Annotated in this window: 22 protein-coding genes and 1 pseudogene; 15 read left to right on the forward strand and 8 right to left on the reverse strand. The window is 69.8% G+C overall.

The features are described 5' to 3' along the window. Positions 1-251: 251 nt before the first annotated feature. The 3 genes from ACIBB8_RS17410 to ACIBB8_RS17420 form a co-directional block, all read right to left on the reverse strand. Entirely contained in the window at positions 252-770 is a 519-nt protein-coding gene (locus tag ACIBB8_RS17410) for a YbaK/EbsC family protein (protein WP_398952931.1), read from the reverse strand. A gap of 81 nt (positions 771-851) precedes the next feature. Further along, a complete protein-coding gene (locus ACIBB8_RS17415) occupies positions 852-2489 on the reverse strand; it encodes a penicillin-binding transpeptidase domain-containing protein (protein ID WP_398952933.1) in 1638 nt (545 codons plus the stop codon). Between the two features lie 396 nt (positions 2490-2885). Then, positions 2886-3227: a hypothetical protein gene (locus tag ACIBB8_RS17420; RefSeq protein ID WP_398952935.1), complete on the reverse strand. Its 342-nt coding sequence runs from the start codon at positions 3225-3227 to the stop codon at positions 2886-2888. 234 nt (positions 3228-3461) lie between these two features. Here ACIBB8_RS17420 and ACIBB8_RS17425 point away from each other — a divergent pair, with 234 nt between their 5' ends. Next, positions 3462-4211 carry a hypothetical protein gene (locus tag ACIBB8_RS17425; protein WP_398952937.1) on the forward strand — a complete coding sequence of 250 codons (750 nt, stop codon included), beginning with the start codon at positions 3462-3464 and terminating at the stop codon, positions 4209-4211. Positions 4212-4358: 147 nt separating this feature from the next. Here ACIBB8_RS17425 and ACIBB8_RS17430 read toward each other — a convergent pair whose 3' ends face one another. Next, on the reverse strand, positions 4359-4964 hold the full coding sequence (locus ACIBB8_RS17430; RefSeq protein WP_398952939.1) for a hypothetical protein: 606 nt from the start codon (positions 4962-4964) through the stop codon (positions 4359-4361). 564 nt (positions 4965-5528) lie between these two features. Here ACIBB8_RS17430 and ACIBB8_RS17435 point away from each other — a divergent pair. Both ACIBB8_RS17435 and ACIBB8_RS17440 read left to right on the forward strand, forming a co-directional pair. Then, on the forward strand, positions 5529-5735 hold the full coding sequence (locus ACIBB8_RS17435; protein ID WP_398952941.1) for a hypothetical protein: 207 nt from the start codon (positions 5529-5531) through the stop codon (positions 5733-5735). A 195-nt stretch (positions 5736-5930) separates the two neighbouring features. Further along, positions 5931-7463 carry an alpha/beta hydrolase gene (locus ACIBB8_RS17440; protein ID WP_398952943.1) on the forward strand — a complete coding sequence of 511 codons (1533 nt, stop codon included), beginning with the start codon at positions 5931-5933 and terminating at the stop codon, positions 7461-7463. A gap of 202 nt (positions 7464-7665) precedes the next feature. Here ACIBB8_RS17440 and ACIBB8_RS17445 read toward each other — a convergent pair whose 3' ends face one another. Next, positions 7666-8061 carry a hypothetical protein gene (locus tag ACIBB8_RS17445; protein ID WP_398952945.1) on the reverse strand — a complete coding sequence of 132 codons (396 nt, stop codon included), beginning with the start codon at positions 8059-8061 and terminating at the stop codon, positions 7666-7668. Between the two features lie 120 nt (positions 8062-8181). On the opposite strand from ACIBB8_RS17445, the gene ACIBB8_RS17450 reads away from it, so the two are divergent. Beyond that, positions 8182-8352 (forward strand): hypothetical protein, encoded by a 171-nt coding sequence (locus ACIBB8_RS17450; protein WP_366690884.1) that lies wholly within the window; start codon positions 8182-8184, stop codon positions 8350-8352. Here the strand turns inward: ACIBB8_RS17450 and ACIBB8_RS17455 are convergent. Further along, entirely contained in the window at positions 8349-10127 is a 1779-nt protein-coding gene (locus ACIBB8_RS17455; RefSeq protein ID WP_398952947.1) for a dolichyl-phosphate-mannose--protein mannosyltransferase, read from the reverse strand. The two genes, ACIBB8_RS17450 and ACIBB8_RS17455, sit on opposite strands and share 4 nt — an antisense overlap. A gap of 53 nt (positions 10128-10180) precedes the next feature. Here ACIBB8_RS17455 and rsmI point away from each other — a divergent pair, with 53 nt between their 5' ends. The 6 genes and pseudogenes from rsmI to ACIBB8_RS17485 all read left to right on the forward strand — a co-directional run bounded on the left by rsmI (position 10181) and on the right by ACIBB8_RS17485 (position 14749). Further along, on the forward strand, positions 10181-11074 hold the full coding sequence (gene rsmI / locus ACIBB8_RS17460; RefSeq protein WP_398952949.1) for a 16S rRNA (cytidine(1402)-2'-O)-methyltransferase: 894 nt from the start codon (positions 10181-10183) through the stop codon (positions 11072-11074). Between the two features lie 159 nt (positions 11075-11233). After that, positions 11234-11614, forward strand: a complete 381-nt coding sequence (locus tag ACIBB8_RS17465) for a hypothetical protein (RefSeq protein ID WP_398952951.1) — start codon at positions 11234-11236, stop codon at positions 11612-11614. A gap of 41 nt (positions 11615-11655) precedes the next feature. Next, entirely contained in the window at positions 11656-12522 is an 867-nt protein-coding gene (locus tag ACIBB8_RS17470; protein WP_366690880.1) for a TatD family hydrolase, read from the forward strand. A 216-nt stretch (positions 12523-12738) separates the two neighbouring features. Then, positions 12739-12960, forward strand: a pseudogene (locus tag ACIBB8_RS17475) (transglycosylase family protein); the annotation flags it as partial. Next, a complete protein-coding gene (gene rsmA, locus ACIBB8_RS17480) occupies positions 12957-13859 on the forward strand; it encodes a 16S rRNA (adenine(1518)-N(6)/adenine(1519)-N(6))-dimethyltransferase RsmA (protein ID WP_398952953.1) in 903 nt (300 codons plus the stop codon). The pseudogene ACIBB8_RS17475 and the gene rsmA, both read left to right, overlap by 4 nt. After that, positions 13856-14749, forward strand: a complete 894-nt coding sequence (locus ACIBB8_RS17485; RefSeq protein WP_398952955.1) for a 4-(cytidine 5'-diphospho)-2-C-methyl-D-erythritol kinase — start codon at positions 13856-13858, stop codon at positions 14747-14749. The genes rsmA and ACIBB8_RS17485 overlap by 4 nt, the downstream gene beginning before the upstream one ends. Before the next feature lie 56 nt (positions 14750-14805). On the opposite strand, the gene ACIBB8_RS17490 is transcribed toward ACIBB8_RS17485, so the two are convergent. Continuing rightward, positions 14806-15447, reverse strand: coding sequence for a lipoprotein (locus ACIBB8_RS17490; RefSeq protein WP_398952957.1), 642 nt, complete (start codon positions 15445-15447; stop codon positions 14806-14808). A gap of 209 nt (positions 15448-15656) precedes the next feature. Between ACIBB8_RS17490 and ACIBB8_RS17495 the strand changes: the two genes are divergently transcribed. The 5 genes from ACIBB8_RS17495 to ACIBB8_RS17515 all read left to right on the forward strand — a co-directional run bounded on the left by ACIBB8_RS17495 (position 15657) and on the right by ACIBB8_RS17515 (position 24416). After that, a complete protein-coding gene (locus ACIBB8_RS17495; RefSeq protein WP_366690876.1) occupies positions 15657-17474 on the forward strand; it encodes an ABC-F family ATP-binding cassette domain-containing protein in 1818 nt (605 codons plus the stop codon). A gap of 90 nt (positions 17475-17564) precedes the next feature. Beyond that, positions 17565-19244 (forward strand): PQQ-binding-like beta-propeller repeat protein, encoded by a 1680-nt coding sequence (locus ACIBB8_RS17500; protein ID WP_398952959.1) that lies wholly within the window; start codon positions 17565-17567, stop codon positions 19242-19244. 438 nt (positions 19245-19682) lie between these two features. Continuing rightward, positions 19683-21479 (forward strand): PQQ-binding-like beta-propeller repeat protein, encoded by a 1797-nt coding sequence (locus ACIBB8_RS17505; protein WP_398952961.1) that lies wholly within the window; start codon positions 19683-19685, stop codon positions 21477-21479. Between the two features lie 85 nt (positions 21480-21564). Then, positions 21565-23475 (forward strand): PQQ-binding-like beta-propeller repeat protein, encoded by a 1911-nt coding sequence (locus ACIBB8_RS17510; protein ID WP_398952963.1) that lies wholly within the window; start codon positions 21565-21567, stop codon positions 23473-23475. A gap of 245 nt (positions 23476-23720) precedes the next feature. Next, positions 23721-24416 carry a LuxR C-terminal-related transcriptional regulator gene (locus ACIBB8_RS17515; RefSeq protein ID WP_398952965.1) on the forward strand — a complete coding sequence of 232 codons (696 nt, stop codon included), beginning with the start codon at positions 23721-23723 and terminating at the stop codon, positions 24414-24416. A gap of 32 nt (positions 24417-24448) precedes the next feature. On the opposite strand, the gene ACIBB8_RS17520 is transcribed toward ACIBB8_RS17515, so the two are convergent. After that, positions 24449-24733 carry a hypothetical protein gene (locus ACIBB8_RS17520; protein ID WP_398953102.1) on the reverse strand — a complete coding sequence of 95 codons (285 nt, stop codon included), beginning with the start codon at positions 24731-24733 and terminating at the stop codon, positions 24449-24451. Positions 24734-25052 lie beyond the last annotated feature (319 nt).

Genomic DNA, 25052 nt, shown 5'->3' on the forward strand with positions numbered 1-25052 from the left:
ACCTTCGATCAGAGGTCGCCCGACAGGCTCTGCGCCCGTCGGGCGGACCGGCGGGCTGTGCGGGTTGCACCGGCACCGGCGCCTGCTGTCCGCGCCGGTGCTTCTCCGGACGCCGCCGCGTTCAACTCGCCCGCAGCGTCAGCCCGATCCCGACCACCATCAGTCCGGCCGCGGCGATCCTCGGTGCGCCGAACCGTTCCAGCCGGCGTGCGTGATCGCCGCGATCAGAACCGCGCATGCGACCAGTGGCGTCACCTGGACTGCTCGCGCACGTCCACCACGGTGCCGCCGGCATGCCTGATGACTGCCTGGGGATCGAGTGGGAAGACGGTGTGCGGGGTGCCTGCCGCAGCCCACACCACGTCGTGGTCGAGCAGCCCGCGGTCGGCCAGTACCCGGGTCTTCGTACGGTGGCCGAAGGGCGGCACACCGCCGATCGCGTAGCCGGTGGTCTCCCGGACCAGATCGGCCCCGGCGCGCTTGACCTTCCCGGCGCCCAGCTCCCGCCGTACGAGCTCCACGTCGACCCGCGAGGAGCCATCCATCAGGACCAGCACGGGAGCCCCGTCGGCCTCGAAGATCAGGGACTTGACGATGGCGCTGAGCTCGCAGCCGATGGCCGCGGCGGCCTCGGCGGCGGTACGGGTGGCGTCCGGGAAGCGGCGGATCTCGACATCGAGACCCAGCTCGCGCAGGGCCTCGGCAAATCGGGGGTGTGCGGCCGAAACGGTGGCTTCGGTCGCGGGAGCGGTCGCGTCGGGAGTACTCATGCCCCGCACGCTAGCGCCCCTCCCGGCACGAGCGTTCGTGCTGCGGGGCACGCGATCCGGTTTCGGGCACCGGGGTGCGCGTCACGGCCCCGCGCGCAGTACCTGCGCCACCACCGGCCCCGCCGCGTCGCCGCCGTGGCCGCCGGACTGGACGACCGCCGCGGCCGCGAGGTCGTTGCTGAAGCCGGTGAACCAGCTGTTGGACGTGGCCTGTCCGTCGACCTCCGCCGAACCGGTCTTCGCACCCTTGTCGCCGCCGACCGAGGCCATCGCCGCCCTTCCGGTGCCCCAGCTCGCGGTCTGCCGCATCATGGTGGTCACCTGCTGCGAGACCGACCCGGGCAGCGAGCGGGACGCGGTGGCGAGCTGACGGCCGTCCAGGTCCTGGGGTACGAGGACCGGCTGGCGGAAGGTGCCGTTCTTCGCGGTGGCGGTGATCGACGCCATGGTGAGCGCGTTCATCTGGATGGTGCCCTGGCCGATGTACTGCGCGGCGGCCTCACCGCCGGAGGCCTCGGGCACGCTGCCGTCGAAGGACGCGGCGCCGGTTTTCCAGTCGAGGCCGATACCGAAGACGTCGCGGGCCTCCTTGGCCAGTGCGGCGTCGTCCTCGGTGTCGTCGATGAGCTTGATGAACGCGGTGTTGCACGACCGGGCGAAGCTGGTGGTGAGGGTGCCGTCCGGGATGGAGAACCCGTCCAGGTTCTGGAACGTGCGGCCCTGGTACATCGCGGTCTTCGGGCACTCGATCTTCTGGTTCGCGCCGGCGAGTCCCTTCTCGATCAGCATCGACGCGGTCACGATCTTCATCGTCGAACCGGGCGCCTGCTTGCCGAGCATGGCCGCGTTGAACCCGGTCGCAGGGTTGTTGGCGACGGCGCGGATCGAGCCGGTGGACGGCCGGATGGCGACCACCGAGGCCTGGGTGTACCGCTTGACGGCTTGCTCGGCCGCCGCCTGGACCCGCGCGTCCAGCGTGGTCTGCAGTGTGCCCGGCTTCCCCTTGGACAGCGTCAGCAGTGTCTTGTCCGGGGTGTTCTCGTCCGCCGACTCGATCCAGGTCTCGATACCCGCGGTGCCGCCGGCCTTCTGCCCGTACTTCTCGCGCAGCGTGTCCAGGATCGGCCCCAGCGACGGGTACTTCTCCTTCGTCAGCACCCGGCCGTTGTGGTCGAGCGCCTCGATGGACGGGGCCGACGCCTCGCCGGTCTTCAGCGTTTCGCCGTCCGCCAGGTCCGGATGAATCACGGACGGCTTCCAGTCGATCAGCGCCCGGCCGGTGGTCAGGCCGCGCACGACGGTCAGCTCCGAGGAGTACGACCAGGGCTTGGACTTCCCCTCGAAGCTCACCGTCGCCTTCACGGTGAACGGGACCTTCGAGCCGGTCGCCGGGCCCGGGGTGATCACGGCCTCGGTGACGTGGGCCAGTGCGCTGTAGCCGCTGAGGGCCGGTTCGGCCTCGACGGCGTTGTTGGTGAGCTGGGACGCGGCGGACGCCTGGCCGGCCGCCCAGGCCTTGAGGAACTTCGTCGACGTCTCGCTGATCTCCGTCTTGCTCGGCGGCCCGGTCTTCACCTCGGCGGAGGTGGAGCGTCCGTCCGTGCCGCCGCCCCCGCTGCCGCCGAACCCGTCGAGGACGTTGTACGCCCCGTACCCCACCCCGCCGACCACCAGCATGAACACTCCGCCGATGACAGCGACCTTCGCTCCACTGCGCATCTGTGCAGTCACCCTCCCCAGGAGACTCTCTTGAACAGGTTCAAGAGAGCGCTTGTGGGCACCCTACGGGACGGTGGTGACAGCGGGGGCTGTTGTTATCGGAACGCGATCCACAAGGGTGTGAACAGGCCGGTCAAATCCAGGTATCCAGCCACATGTGGTTGCGCCAGGAATTCTCCGGAATGGGCGTTCCCGTATACAGCGGCCAGAAATGGATGAAGCCTCGCGAGTCGCGGAGAGGTAGGTCCCGACCAGTAATTTCCTTGCCGGACGGGGCAGTTTGGGGCCCACTGGGCCGTGATCATGGTTCCTTGCCCCATGTAAACGCGTAGGGGCCCGTTCTACTGGCTAGTGGCAAGCTGGCAGTAGACAGTAGACGTACGTGCTCTCGCCCAGCTAGGGCGTGCCATTGCCCTGCCGATTACCACCCGTGCGATAGCTCAATGCCATCAGGGTGAGGCCGGTCAGCAGAAGCGCGCCGCCTGCCAGGGTCCCCCACTCCCGGATGTTGGGGCCGAGGGTGTCGGGGTCGTTGAGCACCAACCAGAAGACCATCTGCCAGCACAGGGCGAAGGCACCCACCAACTGGCCCCAGCCGTAGAGGCGAGGGCGGTGGACCGGTCGCCGGCTCCCGGGGAGCACCCAGCCACGGGTAACCGCAGCTACGCCGGAGACGGAGAGGAGCAACGCCACCAGAACAGCAGGTATAACAACAAGTATGGCGATGTAGAGCTCCACGGTCCCTCCTTGCGCGCCGGACCCGCGCCGGACGCCCGCGTGATCATGGCATCCGCCGTGCTGCGCGTCCACGCGCTTCCTGAAGACCCTCATGATCGGCCAGACGGGCTCTAGCTAGTGCTGTGACCACATAGGTTCACCGTGCCCGGGATCCGTCTGCCCGTCTCTGCGGGGGCAGAGTCAGTGCTGCGATCATCATGACGCAGGCGGAAGGCGCGGCGGAGGGGGAGCAGGATGATTTCTGAGCCGGAGATGGCGGGGGAGTTCGGTGCGGTTGAAACCCGCGAGGTGATGGGCGACTTCGACGGGAAGTTCGTTGGGGAACGTCGGCCGCGAAGGCCGTGGCTGTGGGCGCTGGGCGGGGGTGTAATGGCGTCGGCCCTCTGGACGGCAGCGCTGTTTCTGTATGGAGTAGGTGATCGGATGCCGGACATGCATGGGTACCGGCTGGTCCAAGACCCTTGCCCATCCATACAGCTGAAGTCGATCGGCGCGGCGATCGCACCGAGAGAGTCCACCACCAAGGTCGAATCAGGGCTGTTGAACCATGCTGCCCTCGACCAGGTCCAGTGCTTCATTCCTCTTCGGTCTCGGGCCAGGGCGGAGCGGCCCGGGAACGGCTGGTCCATCGACTACAGCGTCGGAATCACGGTGGCACTGCACAAGAAGATGGACCCCGGCACTGAATTCGAGGCGCGCCGACGAGTGACCGAATTCGGCGTTGATCCTGAAGCGAAGCTGGAGACGGTTGCGGACCTTGGCGACAAGGCGTATCTGCTGACCCGGGATGACGGTAACGCGGAGCTGCGGGTGCTGGAGGGTGGAGCGGTCCTCTCGCTGAGTCTCTCCGCCTTCACCCAGTACCAGAGCGACGACCACAGCGAAGCCGAGGCCGGTGATGGGTCGGACATCCCTGACCTGTCCCCGTACCAATCGGCCATGATCAGCGACATGCGTGACGTTATGTCAAGCCTCAAGCAGTGAGCTTGAGATTCAACCTCTGCGAACATCGACCGGCGTGTCACCAGACCCGGTGAACATTCTTGGTCACCGCACTGGGCGGGGTGGACTTCGGCGGAGTGAGCGCTGCGGCTGGGACCCGCGCTCTCAGAGAGGGGTCTCATCAACTGGTTACTGTCGCCGCGCCGGCCGTTGGTGACTGCCTGCCTTCCAAGTGGCGAGTGGTGACGGGTCCTGCGACTGCTCGTCACCACCACTCGCAGTAGCGGAGTTTCCAGTTTCCTGGCATCTGACCGGGCCTTCTTCGGGCTCGGGGATGATGCCCACGGCCGCGAGGGCGGGCTTCCACATGAAGTCGTTGAAGTAGCTCACCCTGACGTGACTGCCGGCAGAGTCGGTGAAGAGGAGCGACTTCGTCACGAGGGGCCCGTCCGGCGTTCGCCAGGGCAGCGTGACCCTGATGGGCGGATGTTCCTTCGAGTGCGTCTTGAGAGCGTCAGCCACGGTAGAGGGCAAGGGAACGTCGCGGTCCTTGCCACCCTTCGGGAGCGCGAAGACGAACTTCCCGCGGATGCGCTTGAGCTGGTGCCCGACAGCGAGCCGGCCGCCTTCGTGGTCCAGCTCGTCTTCGGAGAGCCCGAACACCTCGCCCTGTCGGAGACCGCAGCCGCTCGCCACGTCCACGGTCGCCCGCAGATGCTCGGGCAGGGCAGCCCGCACGCCGAAGACCTGGTGAGCGGTCCACGGAATGACGTGAGTGAGGCTCGACTTGGGCACCGGACCGACTTCGCCTTGCAGGGGTTCTTGCTGATCAGCCCGTCGTCCAGGGCCGCACTGAACGCGGCCGAGACCGTGCCGAACACGATCCGGCGATGCCAGGCGGCAGGCACGGCGGTCTCCGACTCGCCCAGCCATGTGCGGATGTGCCCCGGCTGGAACGACGGGAGCGGTCGGGTACCGATGTACGGGTAGGCGAGCAATCGCAGCCGCCGTCTCTTCCGGATCTTGCTGGACGCGCGACGCCGGGCATCCCTCCCCTAACCCCTAGGGGGCAAGGGATCCGCGCGCTGATCCGACAAGCCCGGAAGACAGGGAGGCCGCGCCGAGTGGGCCGACGCGCCGGCCTGGCCCGCCACCGCCGCTCCCGGAGCTCGCCGCCGACAAGAACTTGGCCACCGGTCGGGCGCTCGACCCGCGCCGCTCCACCCGTACCACCGCCCGTGACACGGCCGAACCACTGCATGGGCCGATCACACCGGCCCCTGCTGTCTGCGTGTGGGTGCGGACGGTGGTGGGGCGTCAACTGATTTACACCGCCTTGTCGTTGGCTTCCGTCCGCCGGTGTGGGCGGTCGCGAAGAGCGGCAGCCCGGTCGGCGTGGTGCGCAACAAGGTCGGCGTCGTCACCCACCCCGGCGGATGCCGGAACGCGGCAACCGTGTTCACCCGCTCTTGCCCGGGCGCCGACGACACAGCGATCGGCCGCGCCGTCGGCGCTGCGGCCGCCTGTGCCATCGCCGCGCTGCGGGCCGGGGCGTCCACGGCGTGACGGCCGGCAGGTGGCCGATCGGTCGCCTACCCGGACCGATGAACGACAGGGAGCAGGACTCCAGCAGGACGTCGACGCGTCGTCGTACGCCACAGGTTGGATCACGAGCCCATCCCCGCGTCGTACGAGGTACGAGTGGGGGCGGAACAGAGACTGGAGGCAATCCGAGACACTGATTCTGTACAGGAGACTGGCATGGTTCTACGAGGCGGACGAACGATTTCCGTGCTGACGGTCGGCGCGGTGACGACCGTGATGGCAGCGCTCACCCCCGTGACGGCGTTCGCGGCGGGGGATCCGCTCCAGCAGTACGCGCAGCAGAAACTCCGTTGGGAGCGCTGCGATACGGGCCGGCCGGCGGAGTTCGAGTGCGCGAAGGTCAAGGTGCCGCTGGACTACAGCGACCCCGGGGGCCGGAAGATCGACCTCGCGATATCGCGGATCAAGGCGGGCAGTGCGAAGGAGCGGCACGGCGTGCTGCTGATGAATCCCGGGGGCCCGGGCGTTCCGGGGCTGACCATGCCCGTGGAGATGGAGCCGCTGCTGCCGGCGGAGGTACGAGAGCGGTTCGACCTGGTCGGCTTCGACCCGCGCGGGGTCGGGCAGAGCTCGCCGATCGGCTGCGACCTGACGGGCGACGAACAGACCTTCCAGCACCCCTACACCGCAAGGACGTTCGCGAAGGACGTGGCCCGGGCCCGGACGGTGGCCGACAAATGCTGGGCCAAGGCGGGGGACGTGCTGCCGCACATCACCACCCGCAACACGGCACGGGACATGGACGTCGTCCGGGCGGCACTGGGAGAGAGGAAGATCTCCTACTTCGGGTACTCGTACGGCACGTACCTGGGCGCCGTCTACACGCAGATGTTCCCCCGGCATTCGGACCGGTTCGTGCTCGACAGCGCGCTCGATCCGACGCTCGCGTGGCGAGGGCTGTTCCGGGGGTGGTCGGCGGGGGCCGAACTCGCCTTCACCCGGTGGACCGAGTGGGCCGCCGCGCGCAACGCCACGTACGGGCTGGGCCCGACTCCGGCGGAGGTCCGGAAGACGTACGGGGAGCTCATCGCCCGCGCCGACCGCACGCCCGTCCCGACGACGGGCGGGGCGCTCAACGGCGGCGCCATCCGTTCCGAGTACGGTGCGTTCGTCCACGTCGCGACCGTCACCCCGTGGATCGTCGCGTTGAAGGCCGCGGCCGCGGGCGGACCGCCCGCGCCGGCCACGCCGACCGCGTCGGCGGTGCCCGACTCCGTCCCGGTCCGGTCCGCCGAAGCGGGGGCGGGGGCGTTCGGTGCGGACGTTCCGGCGGACAACCAGTCCGCCGCCGTGTGGGCCGTCTTCTGCGGCGACACCCGCAGTTGGCCGCGCAACCCCGAGCAGTACCGCCGGGACGCGATCCGAGACCGATCCAAGTACCCGCTGGCCGGCGACCTGGGGGCCAACATTCAGCCGTGCGCGTTCTGGAAGTCGGCGGGAAGCGAGCCGGCCACCGTGGTGAGCAACGACGTCAACGCGCTGATCGTGCAGAACCAGTGGGACCCGCAGGCGACGCTGGCCATGGCGCAGGGCATGCGGCGGGCGCTGCACGGTGCGCGGATGGTCACGGTGGCCGGCGGCGAGGGCCACGGCGTGGTGGTGGCCGGCCCGTCCTGTGCGGACGCCGGCGTCACGCGGTACCTGACCACGGGCCGGCTGCCCGCGAAGGACCTGACCTGCGGCGGCTAGTGCCGTGACCGCATTGGTTCACCGGGTTGGTCAGGCTGCGAACTACCGGTCGGCCGGCGCCGCCGAGAGGACCGGGCCCACGGGTGTCAGGGAGTGTCACGCGCAAGTGTCACGCGGGTGTCAGAGCCAGTGTCAGGGCGCGTGACTGACCTGTGACAGTGAAGATTGATCCATTGCCACCGAAGTTTGACCGGTGTCGGTGCTACTCGCTGAGCATGCCGGCATTTCTGCGAGACTTCGATGCTCCGCGGGACAGGTGCGCGAGCAGCTGACCCGCGCCGACGGCCAAGTAGAGCACGACCAGAACCCCGAGTCCGAGGTCGAGCCAGTCATAGGCCGCGCCCCTGAAGAACGAGGCCCACGCCCTGGCCCCCGCGACGGATCCGGCAACCACCAGCAGCACCGACGCCACGGCGTACAGCGCCTTCGCGGCCCTGGGCCGCCGCTCTTTGAGCAGTTCACCACCCGCACCGAGCACGACCAGCGCGGCGAAGGCATCGTGTGGCTCCAGGCGCCCCGTCCCGATCGCGTCCACGATGTTGATCAGAGCGCCGATCGACCCGACGACCAGGACACCTTGGGATATACGGCGGCTCATCGCCCCTCGCCTTGCAGTCAGACTTTGTCGGCAATGTATCAATCTTCGCTGTGAGGTTCCCCCGAGATGCGGGGAGTGGTGACAGCAGGTCAGATGGGTCTCATGAGAGGAGCCCAGACGATGCCTGCCCCGAGGAAGTACCCGCTGGAGTTGCGTGAGCGTGCGGTGCGGATGTCGATGTGGGCCGCCTGTGGGTCGTCCAAGGGCGGCCAACGAACACCAACGATGACCAACAACCACCGAGAGGCCGCAGTCATCGACTGCGGCCTCTCGGTGGTTCTGCCCAGCTAGATCCAGGTGTCCAGCCACATCCGGTCCCGCCACGACCCGTCCGGGATCGGGGTGCCCGTATAGATCGGCCAGAAATAGATGAAATTCCAGAAAATCAGCAGAACCAGAACGCCGGCCGCAATGGCCCCCAAGGTCCGACGCCGCTCACCGGACGGGTCGCCGGACACCAGACCCAGTTCCCGCTTGGTCCCGGTGCCCGCCGCCGGGCCGATCATCGCGCCGATCATCATCGCCACCGCGAGACAGAGGAACGGCACGAAGACGACCGCGTAGAAGAGGAAGATCGTCCGCTCCTGGTAGAGGAACCAGGGCAGCCAGCCCGCCGCCACCCCGCACGCGATCGCACCCGCCCGCCAGTCGCGGCGGAAGAACCAGCGCCACAGCACGTACAGCAGCGCGAAGCACGCGGCCCACCACAGCAGCGGTGTGCCGATCGCCAGGACCTCGCGGGCGCACTTGCCGGTCGCCGAACCCGGGCAGCCGTTCTGCTCCTCGTAGAAGTACGAGACGGGACGGCCCAGGACGATCCAGCTCCAGGGGTTCGACTGGTACGTGTGCCCCGAGGTCAGGCTCACGTGGAACTCGTAGACCTGGTACTCGTAGTGCCACAGGCTGCGCAGCCAGTCCGGCAGCCAGGTCCAGTGGCCGCCCGCTCCGTCGGTCGTCGCCCAGTCCCGGTAGTAGCCGTGGTGCTGGGGGTCGTTCCTGATGATCCAGCCGGTCCAGGACGCGAGGTACGTCAGGATCGCGACCGGCACCGTCGAGACGAACGCCGGCAGCAGATCGCACTTGATCACCGCCTGGTACGGGCGGACCGCACCGGCCGTCCGGCGGGCGCCGACATCCCACAACACCGTCATCAGGCCGAACGCGACCAGGAAGTACAGCCCGTTCCACTTTGTGGCGGACGCCAGGCCCAGCGAGACCCCCGCGGCGATCCGCCACGGCCGCCACCCCAGCCGCAGCGTTTCCGCGACCTGAGCATCCGGGCGCAGCACGCCCTCCGCGTCGACCGGCAGCGCCGCGGCCAGCCTGCGCCGCGCCCAGTCCCGGTCGATCAGCAGGCAGCCGAACGCGCCCAGCACGAAGAACATCAGCACCAGGTCGAGCAGCGCCGTGCGGCTCATCACGAAGTGCAGCCCGTCGACGGCGAGCAGCGCGCCCGCCAGACATCCCAGGAACGTCGACCGGAACAGCCGCCGCCCGATCCGGCACAGCATCAGCACCGACAGCGTGCCGAGCACCGCCACCATGAACCGCCAGCCGAACGGCGTGAACCCGAAGAGCTGCTCACCGAACCCGATGATCCACTTGCCGACCGGCGGATGCACCACGTAACCGGGATCCGTCGGCACCGGCACCAGCGACGGGTCGGCCAGGATCGACTTGTCGACGTCCTTCGGCCAGGACCCCTCGTACCCCTGGTTGATCAGGGCCCAGGCGTCCTTGGCGTAGTACGTCTCATCGAATATCACCGCCTTCGGGCTGCCCAGATGCCAGAACCGCAGCACCCCGGCGACCAGTGCGACCAGTAGTGGCCCGCCCCAGGCCGACCACCGCACCAGCCGGTCGGCCGTCGGCGGGGACACCCCCAGCACGGCCCAGAGCTGCTGTCCCGGCCGGGTGTACGGCGGGACCAGCCGTTCACGCAGCCCGATCACGGACCGGGGCGCATAGCCGTAGCGGCGCAGTCGCTGCTGCCAGGACGACAGCTCTTCACCGTGCTGGTTTCCGGCGTCTTGACCCTGCGGGGTATCGGGCGCAGTACTCGTCACCGCGCCATCGTAGGGAACGCGTCTGTGCGACTGCTGTCGCCCTTGCTGGGAGGATGGCTGATGTGACTGGAACGACTGGAACGCTGGTACTCGCAGGGACCCCCATCGGCGATGTGGCGGACGCCCCGCCACGGCTTGCCGCCGAACTGGAGACGGCCGATGTCGTCGCCGCGGAGGACACCCGTCGGCTGCGCCGTCTGACGCAGGCGCTCGGCATCCACACCACGGGGCGTGTCGTCTCCTACTTCGAGGGCAACGAGTCGGCCCGTACGCCCGAACTCGTCGAGGCGCTGATGGGCGGCGCCCGGGTGCTGCTGGTCACGGACGCCGGGATGCCATCGGTCTCCGACCCCGGCTACCGGCTCGTCGCCGCCGCCGTGGAGAAGGACATCAAGGTCACCGCGGTCCCCGGCCCGTCCGCCGTGCTCACCGCGCTCGCCCTGTCCGGGCTGCCCGTCGACCGGTTCTGCTTCGAGGGCTTCCTGCCGCGCAAGACCGGCGAACGGCTCGGCCGGCTCCGAGAGGTCGCCGACGAGCGCCGCACCATGGTCTTCTTCGAGGCCCCGCACCGGCTCGACGACACCCTTGCCGCGATGGCCGAGGTGTTCGGCAGCGACCGCCGGGCTGCCGTGTGCCGGGAGCTGACCAAGACGTACGAGGAAGTGAAGCGAGGCCCGCTGGGCGATCTCGCGGTCTGGGCGGCCGAAGGCGTACGCGGCGAGATCACCGTCGTCGTCGAGGGCGCTGCGGAATCCGTGGAGGAACTGGACGCCGCCGAGCTGGTACGCAGGGTGCGGGTGCGCGAGGAGGCGGGGGAGCGGCGCAAGGAGGCGATCGCCGCTGTCGCCGCGGCCGCCAGGCTGCCCAAACGCGACGTTTTCGATGCGGTCGTCGCGGCAAAGAACGCGGCTCGGACCGGCCCGGCAGACGGCAAAGGTCTATCGTGAATTGCAAAGCGCGAGCCGCGCACCGGCCACTTTTTCCACGAGAGGGCCAAGACCGCTCCAACACTCGACAGGACCTGGTGCGCTCCCGCCGGTAAAGGCGTCCACTGAATCAGGGACGCATTCTCCGGAGTGCTTGTCCGACGGACAAGAGGAGCAGGCATGAGCGAGATCGCAGCAACCATCGGGCATGAGGCGTATGCCTTCGCCTGCATGAGTTGCGGACACGGTTGGGAACAGGTCTACGACATCGAGCACCACACGGACGGCCGCGGTCAGCCCTTCGTCGTGTACCGCGTGCAGGGGGAGCTCGTTCCCTCACCGCTGAACCGGCTCACCTGCCTCAACTGCGACGGGCACAAAGTCCGCATCATGCGCGCCGGGCAGGTTTCCTCCATCGCGGAAACCCTGCGACGCCTGAATTTCGCGACGCCGACCGGCGCCACCGCCGGGCCCATACCGTCCTCGGAGAGCGCGTCGGAGCGCGCCCCGCACCAGTGGCGTTTCGTGCATGCGTTCCGCGCGTGGCAGCGCCGTAAGTGAGGTCCGGGCCCGGTGACACCGGGCTCTCATAGGATCGCCCTATGAGCTCCAAGGACGCCCCGCCGCTGCCCGAACCCCTTCGGGTACCGGTCGCCGATTCGCATACCCATCTGGACATGCAGGACGCCACCGTCGAGGAGGGCCTGGCCAGGGCCGCGGCGGTGAACGTCACCACCGTGATCCAGGTGGGCTGCGACGTGAAGGGCTCGCGCTGGGCCGCCGAGACCGCCGCCGCGCACCCGAGTGTGTACGCGGCGGTGGCGCTCCACCCCAACGAGGCGCCTCGCATTGTGCACGGGGACCCGGAAGGCTGGTCGCGGCAGGGTGGCCGCGAACCCGGCGGGAAGGCGGCACTCGACGAGGCGCTCGCCGAGATCGACCGGCTTGCCGCCCTCGACCAGGTCCGCGGCGTCGGTGAGACCGGGCTCGACTACTTCCGCACGGGCCCCGAGGGCATGGCCGCCCAGGAGGAATCCTTCCGGGCCCACATCGAGATCGCCAAACGGCACGGCAAGGCGCTCGTCATCCACGACCGCGAGGCGCACGCCGATGTGCTGCGCGTCCTCGCCGACGCGGGCGCCCCCGAGCGGACCGTGTTCCACTGCTACTCCGGTGACGCCGAGATGGCCCGGATCTGCGCGGACGCCGGGTACTTCATGTCGTTCGCGGGCAATGTGACGTTCAAGAACGCCCAGCCGCTGCGGGACGCGCTGTCCGTGGCGCCGGTCGAGCTGGTCCTGGTGGAGACGGACGCGCCGTTCCTCACCCCCGCCCCGTACCGCGGACGCCCCAACGCGCCGTATCTCATTCCCGTCACGCTCCGTGCCATGGCGGAGGTGAAGGGCGTCGACGAGGACACCCTGGCGTCGGCGATCAACGAGAACACGGCTCGCGCGTTCGATTACTGACGCATCGTGCCGTGACGGTGCGCGGTCGCGCCGCTTTGGAGGGTGACGGAAGGATCATCGCCCCCCGCGTGGCAGTGAGCTCGAACACGGCGACGAGGTCACCGTCCGGCACGGCCGCCCGGTGACCCTCACCCTCGACGGGGTCCGGCGCAGGGTGTTGGACCACCGCCGGCACGGTCGACGGCGCCCTGCGCCGGCTCGGGGTGCGCGCCGAGGGGGCTCGCGGCCTGCGAGTCCGGCGGCCGGCCCGGGGCGGTCGATGCCAGCGGCACGTACGGCGGGCTGTACCAGTTCGACGCCCAGACCTGGCATGCCCTCGGCGGCAGAGGGCGCCCGCAGGACGCACCGGCGTCCGAGCAGACGTTCCGGGCGAAGAAGCTCTACGTGCAACGGGGGGCGAGCCCGTGGCCGCACTGCGGCCGTAGGCTTACCGGGTGAGCAGCACAGAGCCCGACGCCCTCCTGGGGCCCGCAGACATCCGCGACCTGGCCGCGAAACTGGGCGTACGCCCCACGAAGCAGCGCGGTCAGAACTTCGTCATCGACGCCAATACGGTCCGCAGGATCGTACGGACCGCGGAGGTCCGCCCGGACGACGTGGTGGTGGAAATCGGGCCGGGGCTGGGTTCGCTGACCCTGGCGCTGCTGGAGGCGGCGGACCGGGTCGTCGCCGTCGAGATCGACGACGTGCTCGCGGCGGCGCTGCCCGCCACGGTCGAGGCCCGGATGCCGGGACGCGCCGACCGGTTCTCGCTCGTCCACTCCGACGCGATGCTGGTCACGGAGCTGCCGGGCCCGGCGCCCACCGCCCTCGTCGCCAACCTGCCGTACAACGTCGCCGTGCCGGTCCTGCTGACGATGCTGGAGCGGTTCCCGACCATCGAGCGGACCCTGGTCATGGTGCAGGCCGAGGTCGCCGACCGGCTGGCCGCCCGGCCGGGCAACAAGGTCTACGGCGTGCCCTCGGTGAAGGCCAACTGGTACGCGGACGTCAAGCGGGCCGGGTCCATCGGCCGCACCGTCTTCTGGCCGGCCCCCAACGTCGACTCCGGTCTGGTCTCGCTGGTCCGGCGCACCGAGCCGATCACGACGACCGCGAGCCGCGCCGAGGTCTTCGCCGTCGTCGACGCGGCGTTCGCCCAGCGCCGCAAGACGCTCCGGGCGGCCCTGGCCGGCTGGGCGGGTTCCGCGCCCGCCGCCGAGGCGGCCCTGGTCGCGGCCGGGATCTCGCCGCAGGCCCGGGGCGAAGCGCTGACGATCGAGGAGTTCGCGGCCATCGCCGAGAACAAGCCCGCCCTGAAGACCGATGAGGACCAGCCCGCCGGGAGCAACGAGTGAGCGTCACCGTCCGCGTCCCCGCCAAGGTCAACGTCCAGCTCGCGGTGGGTGCCGCGCGCCCCGACGGTTTCCATGACCTGGCCAACGTCTTCCTCGCCGTCGGCCTGTACGACGAGGTGACCGTCACCCCCGCCGACGAGCTGACGGTCACCTGCTCGGGCCCGGACGCCGCCCAGGTCCCGCTGGACGCCTCCAACCTCGCAGCCCGCGCCGCGATCGCGCTCGCCGAGCGCCACGGCATCGCGCCCCACGTGCACATCCACATCGCCAAGGACATCCCCGTCGCGGGCGGCATGGCGGGCGGCAGCGCCGACGGCGCGGCAGCGCTGCTCGCCTGCGACGCCCTCTGGTCCACCGGCGCCACCCGGGACGAGCTGCTCGCCATCTGCGCGGAACTCGGCAGCGACGTGCCGTTCTCCCTGGTCGGCGGCGCCGCCCTCGGGGTCGGCCGCGGTGAACAACTGACCACGATCGACGTCGGCGGCACCTTCCACTGGGTCTTCGCAGTCGCCGACGGCGGGCTCTCCACCCCGGCCGTCTACGGCGAGTTCGACCGGCTCGCCGCGGACACCGACGTCCCCGCACCGGCGGCCTCCCCGGCGCTCCTCGACGCCCTGCGCACCGGCGACACCCACGCGCTCGCCGGTGCGCTCTCCAACGACCTGCAGCCCGCCGCGCTGTCCCTGCGGCCCTCGCTCGCCGACACGCTCGCCGCGGGCACCGGGGCGGGCGCCCTGGCCGCCCTGGTCTCGGGCTCCGGGCCGACCACCGCGTTCCTGGTGGCGGACGCCGGGTCGGCACGGAAGGTCGCGGACGCGCTGCTGACGTCGGGGACTTGCCGGACCGCGCGCGTCGCGGTGTCCCCGGCGCCGGGCGCCACGGTGCTCTGACCGCGGGCGCCGCCGGCCGGGTCGCGACCCGGCCGGGGCCCGCGCCCGACAGGCGCTCAGCCGAGCCGCACGCTCTTCTTCGCCAGCTCGTACGCCGGAAGCATCTCCTGCTGCTCCTGGGAGTCCAGCCCGCCGAGGTGCACCACGACCGGTCCGCTCGGGGTGGAGACGGCGAAGGCCCGCTCCTCCTTGGGCTCGTCCAGGAGCTCGCTGCTGACGGTGTAGCCGACCTCGGCCGCGGTCAGGGAGCCGGCCTTCAGGTCGGTGTACGTGGCCCGGCCGGCGTTCGGATCGGCGGCCAGGAACGCCTTCAGGATCTGGCGCGGGGTGCTGTCGGTACGGTCCCCCGTCCACACCCGCAGGAAGCCGATGTTCCCGGCGGGCTTCGCGTCGATCTCGCAGACGAGCGCGACCGGGCCCTGCTCGGCCAGTCCGCCCAGTGCGTCGTCCTCGACGGCCTGGACGGCCGCCGGCTTCCAGGAGGCCGCGAGGTCGAAGGTGACGGGCAAGGCGCAGGCAGAACCGGGGCCTCCGATACTGCCGCCCTTCACCGCGCTCTTCGCCGCGGTCCTCAGCTTCGGCGCCGTCCTCTCGCCGGTCCCGCCGTCGTCCGGGGCGGACGACGTGCAGCCGGTCACCGCCACCGACACCGCCGCCAGTACGGCCGTGACCGTGCCCCGTACCGAATTGCGCACCATGGAAGTCCCCTGTCCCCGCCCTTGATCGATCGCCGCACGACAACGGCCTGCCCCACGATAGAGAGTGGGCGCGCGACGCCCTGCGACTGCGTGTGCGGCGTTGCCGCATGACGCCGCTCGCTGATCCGCTCCCCATCGTGGGCGAGGCCGTCACCCGCCCGCGTGGCGATTACCCTGGGAGGTCGATCGATCCCCCAGTCAGGAGTGAAATGGCCGTCAATCTGGTCAATGTCGAGCAGGTCAGCAAGGTGTACGGCACCCGTGCCCTGCTCGATGGTGTGTCCCTCGGTGTGTCCGAGGGGGACCGGATCGGTGTCGTGGGCCGTAACGGCGACGGCAAGACGACCCTCATCCGGATGCTCGCCAGGCTGGAGGAGGCGGACAGCGGCCGGGTCACCCACAGCGGCGGGCTGCGCCTCGGCGTCCTCACCCAGCACGACTCGCTCGACCCCGGGGCGACCATCCGCCACGAGGTGATCGGCGACCTCGCCGACCACGAGTGGGCGGGCAGCGCAAAGATCCGCGATGTGCTCACCGGACTCTTCGGCGGGCTCGCCCTGCCGGGCTTCGAGCACGGCCTGGACACCGTCATCGCCCCGCTCTCCGGCGGCGAGCGGCGCCGGATCGCGCTGGCCAAGCTGCTCATCGCCGAACAGGACCTGATCGTCCTCGACGAGCCGACCAACCACCTCGACGTCGAGGGCATCTCCTGGCTGGCCGGCCATCTGCGGGCACGCCGCTCGGCGCTCGTCTGCGTCACCCACGACCGCTGGTTCCTCGACCAGGTCTGTACGCGCATGTGGGACGTTCAGCGTGGCACGGTCCACGAGTACGAGGGCGGCTACAGCGACTACGTCTTCGCGCGTGCCGAGCGGGAGCGGATCGCCGCGACGGAGGAGTCCAAGCGGCAGAACCTGATGCGCAAGGAGCTGGCCTGGCTGCGCCGCGGCGCCCCCGCCCGTACCTCCAAGCCGCGCTACCGCATCGAGGCGGCCAATGAACTGATCGCCGACGTGCCGCCGCCGCGCGACACCAGCGAGCTGATGAAGTTCGCCAACGCCCGGCTGGGCAAGACTGTCTTCGACCTGGAGGACGTGACCGTCCAGGCAGGCCCCAAGACGCTGCTCACCCACCTCACCTGGCAGCTCGGCCCCGGTGACCGGATCGGTCTGGTCGGCGTCAACGGCGCGGGCAAGACCTCACTGCTGCGGGCGCTCGCCGAGGCGGCCCGCACTCAGGGCGACGCGCAGCCCGCCGCCGGGAAGGTCGTCGTCGGCAAGACCGTCAAGCTGGCCTACCTTTCCCAGGAGGTCCACGAGCTCAACCCGAATCTGCGGGTGCTCGAAGCGGTTCAGCAGGTACGGGACCGGGTCGACCTGGGCAAGGGCCGGGAGATGACCGCGGGCCAGCTCTGCGAGCAGTTCGGCTTCTCGAAGGAGAAGCAGTGGACCCCGGTCGGCGACCTCTCGGGCGGTGAGCGGCGCCGGCTCCAGATTCTGCGCCTGCTGATGGACGAGCCGAACGTCCTCTTCCTCGACGAGCCCACCAACGACCTCGACATCGAGACCCTGACCCAGCTGGAGGACCTCCTCGACGGCTGGCCCGGATCGATGATCGTGATCTCCCACGACCGGTTCTTCATCGAGCGGACCACGGACCGGGTGATGGCACTGCTCGGCGACCGAACGCTGCGGATGCTGCCGCGCGGGATCGACGAGTACCTGGAGCGCAGGCAGCGGATGGAGGAGGCGGCCACCCCCTCCGCCGCACCCGCGACGACGAAGGAGAAGACGGCGCCGGCCGCGAGCGTCTCCCCGCAGGCCGCACGTGCGGCGAAGAAGGAACTGCAGAAGGTGGAGCGGCAGCTCGACAAGATGTCGACGCGGGAAACCGCGCTGCACGCACAGATCGCGGAGAACGCCACGGACTTCGAGAAGGTGGCGAAACTGGACGCGGAGCTGCGGGAACTGGTGGCGGAGCGCGACGAGTTGGAGATGCGCTGGCTGGAACTCGCCGAGGACGCCTGACAGCTGGCCAGTGGCCGGTGGCGCTGATGGCGTGTTCGATACGGGTGGTACAAAGGAGGCCCGTTCGACCGCACCAAGGGGGACGTCCCGATGACCTGGCCGCCCGGCCCGCAGCCACAGCAGCCGCAGCCGCCGCAGGGGGAGTTCGGGGCTCCGTTCGAGCCGGTGGAACCCATGCGGCCGACCCAGGGGTACGGCCCGCAGGCCCCGCCCCCGGCGCAGCCCCAGCCCGGTCCGTACGGATACGGATATGCGCCTCAGCAACCGCCGCACTCCGCCGGGCCGCCGGCCGGCGGCCCGGGAGGGCGCACCCCCTCCCGGCGCCGCCGCACCGCGTTCGTCGCCGCGGTGATCGCCGTGGTCCTGGTGGCCGGGGGCGGCGTCTGGTTCGCCGTCCGCGGGGGTGACGACGGCGGCAAGCCCGCCGCACACGGCAGCGCCGACGCCAAGCCGCCCGCCGCCTCGCAGCCCGCCCCGCCCGCCGAGGAGGCCGATGCCGTCGACACCTCCGCACCGGTCGGCAAGCTCAACGCCGGGCGCAAGCCGGGCGAGGCCAAGGTCCTCTGGATGCGTGACAATGGCATCGACGTACCCCGGCTCGGCGCCGACGTGTATGGCCCGTGGCTGACCGGGGACACCCTCGCCAAGGGCATGTACCGCACGGTCTCCGGCTACTCCGCCGCCGACGGCACCCGGAAGTGGAAGCTGGACCTTCCCGCCCCCCTGTGCGCCGCGCCGACGCTGCCCACCACCGACGGCAAGACGGTCGTCGCCCTCAACGACAGCATGGCGTCGGACGCGGACTGTGCCGTGCTGCAGATGATCGACCTCACCACCGGCAAGGCGGGCTGGAAGAAGACGGTCGAGCGCAAGGGCGTCGTCGACCTGCTCTCGGACGTCGCCATGGGCATCAGCGGAGACCTGGTCACCTTCGGGCGGGCCGGTAACTCGGTGGGATACCGGGTCAGTGACGGCACGGAGGTGTTCGGTAAGCGGGAGGGCCTCTGCCAGCCGTTCGCGTTCACCAGCGGTCCCCGGCTGATCGCCGCGACCAACTGCCGCACCGACGCCGACACCCAGGACAAGGAGCGGGTCGAGGGGATCGACCCGGCCACCGGCAAGCCGAAGTGGACGTATCGGGTCAAGACCGGCTGGCGGGTCGCGCAGGTCTACTCGACGGATCCGCTGGTGATTTCGCTGAAGAAGGGCATGGGCGAGAGCGGGGCGTGGGCCATCGTCACGCTGCGGGACAACGGCACGTACCGCTCCCAGATGATCGGCGGCACGAACGAGAACTACGCCGTCACCTGCGACGTGGACCTTGCGGTGAGCGGCAGGAACCTCGACGGCTGCTCCGGGGTCGCGGCCGACGACGACACGTTCTACCTGGCGACCAAACCCGTGACCGTGGACTCCGCTCTCACGAACAAGGTCGTCGCGTTCGACCTGAACACCGGCAAGGCCAAGTGGAGGGCCGCCGCCCCGGCCGGGCAGATCATGCAGCCGCTTCGGATGGACGGCCGGAACGTGATCGTCCGGGTGGAGGGCACGTACCGGAAGGGCGGAGCCGTCGCCACCCTCGCACCGACGGGCGGCGCCCCGACGATGCTGCTGCGGCATCCGGCGTCGGCGTCCAAGGTCGAGAGCTCCTTCGGCGATGCGAGGCTGGTCTATGCCGACGGCCGCTCCATCCTGGTGTGCGCACGCGTCAGCGCGATCAACGACAAGGAGGAGAAGAAGGTGAAGACCATCATGGCCTTCGGTCCCTGACGGTCCGCGGGTCCACGAGGTCTCTGATGGTTTGTTACGGATTCTTGCGGTCCTGACGGTCCGTCCAGGTTCCTGGCGATACGTGATGATGCGCGACGGTCCTTGATGCGCCGGACGCCCGCCGCCCGAAGTGATGGCAGTGTGCGAAGAGTTGGCACCCGCACATCGAGTGGCGCCCGGTGCGGCGCACCGGCCGTAGTCGTCCGGGGCTCGTTCCGGCTGCGTAACGGCGGCATCACGAGGCGGTTCTCCCTTGGGAACAGGGGGTGAACCGACCCGGTGTTCGAACACGTGCGGGTGGTACAAAGAAGCCCCGCTCGACTGTCGTGACGCCGCGGGAACCATGCCTGATTCGCTCCTTTCCGAAGGGAATTCAGTCCTGCGGAATCGCGGGGGAGACCGGAACGGGCACCGGACCGCACGAAGGGGGACGTGCTGATGACCCAGCCGCCCAGCCAGCAACCGCCGCAGGGGAGTCCTCAGCCGCCCGCGCAGCCGCCGCAGATGCCGGCCGCGCCGCCTGCTGCCCAGCCGGGGTACGGCTCTCCGCAGGCACCGGGCCAGGAGCCCGGCCAGGCACCCGGCTACGGCTACCCGCAGCAGCCCGGCCCGTACGGCCAGCCGGGCCCGTACGGCCAGCAGCCCGGACCGTACGGCCAGCAGCCCGGACCCTACGGTCAACAGTCCGGCCCGTACGGTCAGCCGCCGCAGCCCGGTTACGGCTACCCGCAGCAGCAGTACCCCGGTGCCCCGGTTCCCGGCGCCCCGGCGGGTCCCGGCGGCGGCAACCCCTTCAAGGGCAAGCCCGCAGTGATCATCGGTGCCGCGGTCGCCGCGCTGCTGGTCATCGGCGGTGGCGTGTTCCTCGCCACCAGCGGCGGTGACGACGACAAGAAGCCCGTCGCGCACGGGAGCGCCGACGACCAGCAGGCGAGCGCCTCGCCCTCCGTCAACGAGGGCGACGGCAACGGCGACGGCCGTGACGCCGTCGACGACCTCAACGCCGGGCGCAAGGCAGGCGAGGCGAAAGTCCTCTGGTTGCAGAAGAACGACGTCGACCTGCCGCGCAACGGCTCCGACGTGTACGGTCCGTGGTTCGTCGGCGACACCGTCGTCAAGGGCATGTACCGGGCGATATCCGGCTACTCCGCCGCCGGCGGCAAGCAGAAGTGGACGCTGAAGCTGCCCGCGGACCTGTGCGCCGCGCCTGCCCAGGCCACCACGGACGGCAAGATCGTCATCGGGGTCAAGAACGGCACGACCGACAAGGCCGACTGCGCGGACCTGCAGATGATCGACCTCAACACCGGCAAGGCCGGCTGGAAGAAGCCGATCAAGCAGAACGGCATCTGGGACATGATGTCGGACATCTCCCTCGCCATCAGCGGCGACACCGTGACCGTCGGACGCACCGGCAACTCCAACGCCTACCGCGTCAGCGACGGCAAGGATCTGTTCGGCAAGCAGCCGGGCAACTGCCAGCCGTACGCCTTCGCCGGCGGTACGAAGCTGATCGCCGCCTCCAGTTGCCGCACTGCCGACATCGAGAAGCCCCAGAACCAGATCCAGGAGCTCGACCCGGTCACCGGCAAGCCCAAGTGGACGTACCGCCCCGCCGTGGGCTGGGAGGTCGACCGGGTCTACTCGGTGAGCCCGCTCGTCGTCTCGCTGACCCAGAGGGAGAAGAAGAAGTGGAGCATCCTCGCCATCAAGGAGAACGGCACGCTCCGTTCCCAGCTGGTCGGCGACAAGGGTGACAAGTTCGCGCCGGACTGCGGCAGCGCGTTCGCCATTTTCGGCAAGTCGCTGGAAGGATGCGTCGGCGTCGCCGCCGACGCCAACACCTTCTACATGGCGACCACGGCCGACTCCAGCGGCACCGCCCGTACGAACAAGGTCGTGGCGTTCGACCTCAACACCGGCAAGCCCAAGTGGAAGGCCGCAGCCCCCCCAGAGCGGATGATGACGCCGCTGCGGATGGAGGGCGGCAACGTGCTGCTCTACCTGGAGGCCTCGTACAACAAGGGCGGCGGGATCGCCACTTTGGCGCCGACCGGTGGTACCCCACGGGTGCTGCTGCAGCACCCGGCGTCGACGTCCCAGATCGAGAGTTCGTTCTACAACCCGAAGATCGTCTACGCGGACGGCCGTTCCTTCATCGCGAGCGGGCGGGTCAGCGCGGCCAACGACAAGGCAGAGCTGGAGACGAAGACCATGATGGCCTTCGGCAAGTGACGGCTCACACAGGCACCCGACGGACCATGACCGACCACGCCAGGTCCCGACCGACCGGCTCCCTTTCCCCCGAGGTACGTACGCCATGACACAGCCGCCCCAGCCGCCCAACGAACCGCACCAGGGCGGGTTCGGCGCCCCGCAGGACCCACCGCCCGGAGGGTTCGGGGCACCGACCCCGCCGCCCGCCGACGCGTTCGGCAAGCAGTCGGCCCCGCAGCCCGCGTCGCCGCAGACGCCTCCCGCCGGTGGGTTCGGCGCTCCGCAGGCGCCTCCCGCCGGTGGGTTCGGCGCTCCACAGGCGCCTCCCGCGGGCGGGTTCGGCGCTCCGCAGACGCCGCCCGCGGGTCCGTCGCAGCAGCCCGGCTACGGCTACCCGCAGACCCCGCAGCAACAGCCCGGCTACGGCTACCCGCAGACACCTCCGGGCGGCGGGTACGGAATGCCGCCCGGTCAGCCGCCGCAGCAGGGGTACGGCTACCCGACCGCTCCGATGCAGCCGCAGTATGTGCCCCCGCAGCAGGGCGGGAACGGCGGCAAGAAATTCGGCACCCAGACGCAGATCATCGTCGCCGCGGTGGCCGCTGTGGCGCTGATCGTCGGCGGTGGCGTCTGGTTCTCCTCCAGCGGGGGCGACGGCGGCAAGAAGAAGGAGGCGTCCAACTCCACCGGCACCACCGGTGAGGACAAGGGCGGCTCGGGCGGCGGTCTCGGCGGCGGCAAGGAGAAGGCCCCGGCGAACACCAAGGCCACGGCCGCCTTCCAGCTCCCGGAACCGAAGGTCACCGACGTCACGTCGGTCGACGGTTCCTGGCTGACCGACAAGGCGTTCGTGAAGACCGGCGTGAACGAGATCGTCGCCTACGACAAGGTCAAGGGCACCAAGCTCTGGTCCATTCCGCTGGACGGCCAGCTCTGCGCCGCCTCCCAGCACATGTCCAAGGACTTCAAGACCGCCATCGCCTTCCAGGCGGGCAAGGCGACGAAGGCGAACAAGTACCCGCCGTGCACCCAGGTCGGTGCGCTCGACCTGACCACCGGCAAGCTGATGTGGAGCAAGTCGGTGACCGCCGCCAGCGGCGGTGACGATCCGATCCGGTTCGATGAGATCACGCTCAGCGGCACCACGGTCGCTGCGGGCGGCACCGAGGGCGGCGCCGCATTCGACCTGGCGACCGGCGCCGAACGCTGGAAGCCGAAGGTCAGCGCCGACGGGTGCTACGACAAGGGGTACAGCGGTGGCGACGCGCTCGCCGTGGTCCGCAAGTGCGGTACGTACGACTCCCCGCAGCTCGTCATCCAGGCACTGAACCCGACCACCGGAGCCCCGCTCTCCTCGTACAAGATGCCGCCCGGCGTCGAGTACGCGAGCATCGTCTCCACCAAGCCGCTGGTCGTCGCCGCCGACGTCGGCAACACCGCCGGTGACGGCAGCGGGATCTCGGACTTCTTCTCGATCGACGCGTCGACCGGCAAGCTGCTCACCAAGATCGCCGCGGACGGCGCGAAGTACGCCGCCCGCTGCGGCTCCACCGAGGTCGAGACCTGCCAGCATCTCGCGGTCGGCAACAACCGCATCTACCTGCCGACCGAGCAGCACGAGGGGAGCACGGGCGAATACGGCGACACCAACGAGATCGTCTCGTTCGACCTGACCACCGGCAAGCCGACCAGCGACAAGGCCGACGCGGGTGACCGGTACACGATGTTCCCGATCCGTATGGACGGGTCCAACATCATCGCGTACAAGGAGCCCCCGTACGACAAGGGCGGCCAGATCGTCTCCATCGACGGCTCCACCTTCAAGCAGACCGTGCTGCTGGAGAACCCGGCCGACGAGGCCAACCGGAACGCGGAGACCAGCTTCTCCGCGGACTACGCCGAGTTCCTCTACTCGAGCGGCCGGCTGTTCATCTCCGAGACGATGGTGAGCAAGCGGGGCAACAGCTCGCTCGATGCCGATCGGCACCTCGCGGTCTCGTTCGGCGCCGGCTGACGCCGTCACGGGAAGCACCACGCACCACAGCCCTGCCGGTCGATCGTCCGACCGGCAGGGCTGTTCGTTTGCCGCCCGGTTCCTGCTACCTTCTGCCCGCTCGGCATCGGCCAAGTGCCCCTGAATGGCGCATGATTCGGCATTCCGGGGGGCTTCTGCCTGGTAAGGGGCACACGAGGTCGAACAAGCGTGTAGCTTGCCGGGTCAAGAGGGCCGGGGGGCCTGGGTCCTGAAGGGGGTTCTCGATGGGCGTGCGGCTCATGGTGGTCGATGACCACCGACTGCTCGCCGAGGCACTCGCCTCGGCGCTGAAATTGCGGGGCCACCGGGTGCTGGCGGCGGCCGCGCCCACCGCCGGCGCGGCGGACATCGTGGTGAGCCGCGCCCCGGAGGTCTGCTTGTTCGGTACCGCGACGCCCGCCGACCCGGGCGCCTTCGACCCGATCGTCCGGATCAAACGGGAGCGCCCGCAGGTGGCGGTCGTGGTGCTCGGACCGGTGCCCAGCCCGCGCGGGATCGCGGCCGCTTTCGCCGCCGGCGCCGCCGGATACGTCAGGCACGACGAGCGGATAGAGGGCGTCGAGCGGGCGATGGTCAAGGCGCGCGCCGGGGAGACGGCGGTCGCGCCGCAACTGCTCCAGGGCGCCTTCGCCGAGCTGCTCAACCCGGCCGTCCAGCCGGACGACGAAGGACAGCGGCTCCTGCAGATGCTCACCCCCCGCGAGATCGAGGTCCTGGTGCGGGTCGCGGAAGGCGAGGACACCCGGCTGATCGCGGCCGGGATGCGGATCGCGCCGAGCACCGCCCGTACACATGTGCAGCGGGTGCTGATGAAGCTGGGCGTCGGCTCCCGGCTGGAGGCCGCGGCGCTCGCGGCCCGCACCGGGCTGCTGGAACGGGCGGCGGCAGACACAGGGCAGAAGGGGCCGGACCCTGTGTGACATCCGGTCCCCGTGGGCAGTGCGCCGACTGCTCAGGAATCGGTGCCGGAGCCGCCCGGAGCCTCGGCCGCGCGCAGCTTCTGCCACACCGCGAAGAACAGCACGAGGACCAGGGTCGGCCCTGTCCAGAGGTTGATGTGGACGCCCTCGGCCTTCTTCGGGTCGACGCCGGACGGGTTGATGCCGGCGATCGTGACGATCACCCCGTAGACCACGAAGAGGCCGCCGGAGATCCGCTGGATGTCGAAGAGGCGGACCGCGGTCGCGGATGCGCGCTCCGGTTCGGAGACTTCCGTGTGCCGGCCGGAGAGGGTGATGCCTCCGTTCGGACCGAGTGGGGCAGGCAGCAGAGAGCGGCGAGGCGTCCTCGCCCCCGTTCGTGGGGAGCCGGAGCCCTTCGGCCGGGTAGCGCATGTGGGGGTACTCGCTTCGTTGCGCGAACTGAACCCGAAGCAACCGCGTTCTTACGCAAACAAAGATTCTTCCTGGGGTTCCTTGTTTGATGGTGATCGAATGAGAGGGAAGGTCCAGATTCAACCGCACGCGACCTCGCAAGAAGTGCAGGAGCGATGGTGCCGCATCATTGACGCACATGTTGACTTGTGGTTTGTTGTGGTTGGTTATGTTTGGAGGAAT

This window comes from Streptomyces sp. NPDC051286 (assembly GCF_044455345.1).
In the GTDB taxonomy this organism is placed as follows: domain Bacteria; phylum Actinomycetota; class Actinomycetes; order Streptomycetales; family Streptomycetaceae; genus Streptomyces.